This is a genomic window from Rathayibacter sp. AY2B3, from assembly GCF_002931755.1.
Lineage (GTDB): Bacteria > Actinomycetota > Actinomycetes > Actinomycetales > Microbacteriaceae > Rathayibacter.
The window spans coordinates 70,458-76,635 of the sequence record NZ_PSUG01000014.1 but is presented as its reverse complement, the minus strand read 5'-3'; the positions used below and the strand labels follow the sequence as shown (position 1 = coordinate 76,635).

The following is a 6,178-nucleotide window of genomic DNA, read 5'->3' as shown; positions in this document are numbered from 1 at the left end:
TCGCCCTGGACGCGTACCGGGGCGCACCGCTGCCCTCGTCCGAGGCGCCGGGGATCCGGGCGATCGCCGACGAGCTGCGCATGCGGGTGCGGGCGAGCGTCCTCGCCGACGCGGCGCCCGCGACCCTCCTCGCCTGGGCGGAGGGACCGGACGGCCGCGACGACGCGGAGGTGTGGCGGGAGCTCCTGCGCGTCCTCCCGCCCCGCTCGCCCCGGCGTGCCGGCGTCGCCGCGCGTCTGGAGGCGCTCGAGGCGGAGCAGCGCTGAGCCGACCCGGTCGCTCCGGGAACCGCTGCCCGAGCCGTCCGGCCGCGGAGCCGTCTCGTTAGCCTCGACCCATGAGCACCCTCGCACCACCTCCCCGGGCCCTCGCGAGCGGAGTCGCGGGGGGCCTGCTCCTGATGGCGGTCTTCACGATGTGGTGGGCGAGCGACACCACGGTCGGCTGGCCGGCGCCGGCTGCGACGACCGCCGTGACCGTCTGCGCGCTCGCGGCGGTGGTCTTCGCCGTGCAGGCCGTCCGCCTCCTCCTCGCCCGACGGAGGATGGCGGTGGAGCTCACCGACGCCGACCGCGCGGCGAAACCGAACGGCCTGCTCTTCGGTGCGGTCTTCGCCGCGGAGGGCGCGCTGATCGGCGTCGCGGTCGGCGTCCTCACCGGCACCGGGCTCGACCGGTTCCTCGTGCCGGCCATCGCCGTGATCGTGGGCCTGCACTTCTACCCGATGGCGAGGATCTTCGGCCGGACCCTCGACCTCTGGCTCGCGACCTGGACGACCCTGGTCGGCGCGATCGGAGTCGTCGTGGTCCTCGTCGACGGCTCCGCCTGGCCGCAGGTGTGGTCCTGGGTGGGAGCGGGTGCCGCAGCGGCCACGGTGACCTACGGCGTGTACATGAGCCGGATCGCCCAGCGCCTGCTCGCGAGCGTCTGAGGTCCGGGCCGCAGGGCCGTCCTCCTCGGTCGGCCGCGCCCCCGCCCGGCCCTTCCGGCCGTCGTCGTCGCCGCTCCCGCCGGTGCGCCGCCCGGTGCAACGTCGTGCAACCCCCCGGGACGTAGCGTCAGGACCGGGCGCCCACCCCGCGCCCACGACAACGACGTCGATGGAGGTCCACATGACGCTGTACGCCGACCAGGTCGCCGAGCAGGCACCGCAGGAGCCGGGTTCCACGGTCTACGCCAATCCGGGCACGGAGGGATCCCTCGCCTCCTTCCGCTCGCGCTACGACCACTACATCGGAGGCGAGCACGTCGCCCCCGCGAGCGGCCAGTACTTCGAGAACATCACCCCGATCACCGGGAAGCCCTTCTGCGAGATCGCCCGCGGCACCGCCGCCGACGTCGACCGCGCGGTCGAGGCGGGCTGGAAGGCGTTCGCGAGCTGGGGGAAGACCAGCCCCGCCGAGCGCTCGAACATGCTCCTGAAGATCGCCGACCGCATGGAGGCGAACCTCGAGCTGCTCGCGGTCGCCGAGACGTGGGAGAACGGCAAGCCGGTGCGCGAGACCCTCGCCGCCGACATCCCCCTCGCGATCGACCACTTCCGCTACTTCGCCGGAGCGATCCGCGCACAGGAGGGAGGCGTCTCCGAGATCGACCACGACACGATCGCGTACCACTTCCACGAGCCGCTGGGCGTGGTCGGGCAGATCATCCCCTGGAACTTCCCGATCCTGATGGCCGTGTGGAAGCTCGCGCCGGCGCTCGCCGCGGGCAACTGCGTGGTGCTGAAGCCGGCCGAGCAGACGCCGGCGTCCATCCACGTGCTGCTCGACCTGATCGGCGACCTCATCCCCGCCGGCGTGCTCAACGTCGTCAACGGATTCGGGTTCGAAGCGGGCGCTCCGCTCGCCTCCCACCCGCGCATCCGCAAGATCGCCTTCACCGGCGAGACGACCACCGGCCGCCTGATCATGCAGTACGCCAGCGAGAACCTCATCCCGGTGACGCTGGAGCTGGGCGGCAAGAGCCCGAACGTGTTCTTCGCCGACGTCGCCGCGGAACGCGACTCCTTCTACGACAAGGCGCTCGAGGGCTTCTCGTTCTTCGCCCTCAACCAGGGCGAGGTCTGCACGTGCCCGTCGCGGGCGCTCGTCCAGCGCTCGATCTACGACGACTTCGTCGGAGACGGCCTCGAGCGGGTCAAGCGGATCAAGCAGGGCAACCCGCTCGACACCGCCACGATGATCGGCGCCCAGGCCTCGAACGACCAGCTCGAGAAGATCCTCTCCTACATGGACATCGGCAAGCAGGAGGGAGCGAAGCTGCTCATCGGCGGCGACCGCGCCGACCTCGGCGGCGAACTCAGCGGCGGCTACTACGTCAACCCGACGGTGTTCGAAGGACGCAACTCGATGCGCATCTTCCAGGAGGAGATCTTCGGCCCGGTCCTCGCCCTCACCTCCTTCGAGGACTTCGACGACGCGATCGGCATCGCCAACGACACCCTCTACGGCCTCGGCGCCGGAGTGTGGAGCCGCAACGGCGCCCAGCTCTACCGCGCCGGCCGAGCCATCGAAGCGGGCCGCGTCTGGTCGAACACCTACCACCAGTACCCCGCGCACGCGGCGTTCGGCGGCTACAAGCAGTCGGGCATCGGACGCGAGAACCACAAGGTGATGCTCGACCACTACCAGCAGACGAAGAACCTCCTCGTCTCCTACGCGGAAGGACCCATGGGCTTCTTCTGAGTCGGTGTGCACGGGCTCCTCGTTCCTCGTCGCCCGTGCCGCGGTCGGCCTGCGGACGTGGCCGGGTGGGTGGAGCGGGGAGCGTCCGCACCGAGACGGATCCGCTGGGACGCGGATCCGCCGTTCGGTGCTGGTTGGCACGGGCTCCTCGTTCCTCGTCGCCCGTGCCGCGGTCGGCTCGCCGACGTGGCCGGGTGGGGAGGAGCGGGGAGCGTCCGCACCGAGACGGATCCGCTGGCACGCGGATCCGCCGTTCGGTGCTCGGCCCTGCGGGCGAGGCACCTGGCGGCGCGCGGGAGAACGCTGCTCGGCCCTTCGGGCGAGGCATCGGACGAGGGGGCGCCCCCTCATGTTGATCGAGTAGTCCGCGCAGCGGCGTATCGAGATGCCGCCCGGACGAGCGTTCGCCATCAGCGGTCGGGCGCACCCCCGACAGTCCGCACCACGAGCGAAGGAGCACCACCCATGACCTCCACGAGGGTCGACGTCACTGCGGAGGCGGCCGACATGCTCCGCCGGATGACGGCGCTGCACGGGCCGCTCATGTTCCACCAGTCGGGCGGATGCTGCGACGGCAGCTCCCCGATGTGCTTCCCCGCCGGGATGTTCCGCACCGGCGCCTCGGACGTGCTCGTCGAGTCGCTCCGGCTCGACGGCCTGGACCCGATCGACTTCTGGATGTCCCGCTCCCAGTTCGAGTACTGGAAGCACACCCACCTCACCGTCGACCTCGTCGACGGGCGCGGCAGCGGGTTCAGCGTCGAAGCCCCCGAGGGCAAGCGCTTCATGATCCGCAGCCGGCTGCTCACCGACGACGAGCTCGTCGAGTTCGGGCTCCTTCCCGCCGGAGCCGTCGGACCCTGAGCCGCCCCCTGGCCCGTACCCCTGACCCCTCACCGTCTCCGATCCTCGCCGATCGGCGGCGCCACGGACCGGCGGTGTCAGCCGGCCGGAGCGGGAGCGGGCGGCGCCTTCCCCGTGCTCAGCTGCACGCCCACCACCGATCCCTTGTCCACGCGGGTGCCCGCGGCGGGACCGGTGCCGGCCACGGTGTTCATCGGCTGCGTCGAGTCGACCTGCGACGTCGCTCCGGGGGTGAGACCTGCTGCCGTCAGCGCCCGCGCGGCGGAGTCGCTGGTCCGGCCCGACAGGTCCGGCACGGTGACCTGCGGCGCGGCGATCAGCGACTGGTCGGCCTGCGGGAAGTCGGAGCCGCCGTAGCGGGAGTCGATCGCCGTCATCAGCGGCTTCCAGATCCGGTGGCGTGCCGAGGGGGCCCAGCCGCTGTCGAAGTCGATCGAGTCGAGGTTCACCCTCGAGCCGTCCTCGCGTGCCGAGATGCTGCCGACCCAGACCGCGAGGGAGGTCTCGGTCGAGGCCCCGATGGCCCAGGTGTCGGCGGAGTTGTCGGTGGTGCCCGTCTTGGTGATGTGCTGGACGCCGTTCTTCGGATCGTCCTCGACGCCCGTGCCCTCCGCGGTCACCTTGAGCATCGTGTACTGCATCGCCGAGGCGACCTTCGACGACACCGCCCGGCTGCAGGTCGTCTCCACCGGCTCGATCCCGCGACCGTCGGCTCCGACGATCGCCGTGATCGCGACGGGAGTGCAGGTCGTGCCGTTCTCGGCGATGCCGGAGTAGGCGGTCGCCATGGTGAGCGGCGCGATCTCGTTGGTGCCGAGGACCGCTCCCGGCGACTGCACGAGCGCGGTCCCGTCCGCGCGGTGCACTCCGAAGGCCTCGGCCTGCTTGCGGATCTCGCACTGGTCGAGCAGGTGCGACATCCCGGTGAAGCCCGTGTTCAGCGAGTAGATCGTCGAGTACAGCGCCGTCTGGGTGTCGGTGTAGCCGCCGTCGCCGGCGTTTTTGGGGTTGTAGGAGTCGTAGTCCCACGTGCCCTCGCAGCTGTCGGCGAAGCCGGTCCAGTTCTTCTGCTTCGAGTCGAACTGCTCGAGCAGGGTGTGCCCGCGGTCGAGCCACTCGGCGAGCGTGAACACCTTGTAGGCGGAGCCGGTCTGGAAGCCGTTGCCGCCGCCCGCGGACGCGTCGACGTTGAGGTTGATCGCCGAGAACTCCGGCCCGCTCGCGATGACGTCCGGGTCCTGGCTGTAGCGCTTGTTCTGCACCATGGTGAGGATGCGCCCGGTGCCGTTCTGAACGGCGACCGCGGTCGCCCCGACGTCGAAACGCGGATCGGAGGAGGGGACCTGCTCGTCCATGAGCTCCTGCGCGGTCCTCTGCAGGTCGAGGTCGATCGTCGTGTAGACCTTGATCCCGCCCTGCTTGATCGCCGCGTAGCGCTCGTCGTCGGTCGCGCCGAGCGCCGGGTCGTCGCGGAGGACGTGGGTCACGTAGTCGCAGAAGTAGGCCGCGCTGCCGGCCGTCTGGCAGCCGGTGGAGGGCGGGGTGATGTCGGGGGTGATCGCCTCGGCGGCCGCGGCGTCGTGCGCGGCCCGGTCGATGCTCCCCGTCTCGAGCATCCGGTCGAGGATGTAGTCGCGCCGCTCCCGGGTCTGCGCGTAGCCGTTCGCCTCGCCGTTGGCCGCGTCGTCCGGCCGGTCGAAGCGGAACTTCTCGGGGTTGTTCACGATCGCCAGGAGCGACGCCGACTGCGCGAGGGAGAGGTCTGCTGCCGGGATGCCGTAGTAGTACTCCGCCGCGGCCTCGATGCCGTAGACGGTGCCTCCGAACAGGGCGATGTTGAGATAGCCGAGGAGGATGTCGTCCTTCGAGGACACCTTCTCGAGCCCGATCGCGAGCCGCATCTCCTTGAGCTTGCGCTCGGCCGTGGTCGCCGTCGCCTCCGCGTACGCACGGTCGCGGTCGGCCTCGTCCGGGATCGACTCGGCCTTCTGCACCAGCACGTTCTTCACGTACTGCTGCGTGATCGACGAGCCGCCCTGGGTGTCGCCGTCGAGGAGGTAGGTGCTGGCGATGGCGCGGAGGGTGCCCTGCAGGTCGATCCCCCCGTGGTCGTAGAAGCGCGGGTCCTCGCTCGCGACGAGCGCGTCCTTCACGGAGTCGGCGATCCGGTCGGCCGGCACCTCGATCCGGTTCTGGTCGTAGAAGGACGCCAGCAGCGTCGGGTCGTCCGGGTCGCCCGCGTAGACGTCGCTCTTCTGCATCAGGCGCCCGACCTCGAGGTAGCTCGGGAGGGACTGGAAGGCCGAGATGGTGCCGGAGGTCGCCGCTCCGGTGAGCGCGGCGGCGGGGGCGACGACGAGCGAGGCGAGCAGACCCGCCAGCACGCTGACGATCACGAATCCGAACAGCGCGCCGAGAGCCCCGTGGACTGTTCGACGGGGCTGGAAGACGGGGACGTTCGGTCGCTTCAGGATGGATCCTCTCGCTGCACCAGCACCCTAGGCGAGGCCTGCGACATCCCCGACGAGGCGCGCCACGGCCGCGCCGGACGCCTGACCGCCCGGAACCGGCGCGACGGCGCCCGCGCCGGCTCGGCTCCCGCGACAGCAGAAGGGGCCGACCCCCGG

General features: G+C 71.1%; 4 protein-coding genes and 1 pseudogene. 4 read left to right on the top strand and 1 reads right to left on the bottom strand.

Annotation, left to right across the window (positions count from 1 at the left end; genetic code table 11):
• The 4 genes and pseudogenes from C5C24_RS17890 to C5C24_RS06670 form a co-directional block, all read left to right on the top strand.
• Nucleotides 1-266, top strand: a pseudogene (locus C5C24_RS17890) (transcriptional regulator); the annotation flags it as partial.
• A 71-nt stretch (nt 267-337) separates the two neighbouring features.
• Entirely contained in the window at nt 338-931 is a 594-nt protein-coding gene (locus tag C5C24_RS06680) for a hypothetical protein (protein ID WP_104280977.1), read from the top strand.
• A gap of 181 nt (nt 932-1,112) precedes the next feature.
• Nucleotides 1,113-2,687, top strand: coding sequence for an aldehyde dehydrogenase family protein (locus C5C24_RS06675; RefSeq protein WP_104281008.1), 1,575 nt, complete (start codon nt 1,113-1,115; stop codon nt 2,685-2,687).
• Between the two features lie 465 nt (nt 2,688-3,152).
• Nucleotides 3,153-3,551 carry a DUF779 domain-containing protein gene (locus tag C5C24_RS06670; protein WP_104276632.1) on the top strand — a complete coding sequence of 133 codons (399 nt, stop codon included), beginning with the start codon at nt 3,153-3,155 and terminating at the stop codon, nt 3,549-3,551.
• 77 nt (nt 3,552-3,628) lie between these two features.
• Here the strand turns inward: C5C24_RS06670 and C5C24_RS06665 are convergent, their stop codons facing one another.
• Nucleotides 3,629-5,947 (bottom strand): transglycosylase domain-containing protein, encoded by a 2,319-nt coding sequence (locus tag C5C24_RS06665; RefSeq protein ID WP_104304583.1) that lies wholly within the window; start codon nt 5,945-5,947, stop codon nt 3,629-3,631.
• Nucleotides 5,948-6,178 lie beyond the last annotated feature (231 nt).

Bases quoted from the DNA above. Each gene is read 5' to 3' on its own strand.
- C5C24_RS06670 (WP_104276632.1), top strand. From the start codon at position 3,153: ATGACCTCCACGAGGGTCGACGTCACTGCGGAGGCGGCCGACATGCTC.
- C5C24_RS06680 (WP_104280977.1), top strand. From the start codon at position 338: ATGAGCACCCTCGCACCACCTCCCCGGGCCCTCGCGAGCGGAGTCGCG.
- C5C24_RS06675 (WP_104281008.1), top strand. From the start codon at position 1,113: ATGACGCTGTACGCCGACCAGGTCGCCGAGCAGGCACCGCAGGAGCCG.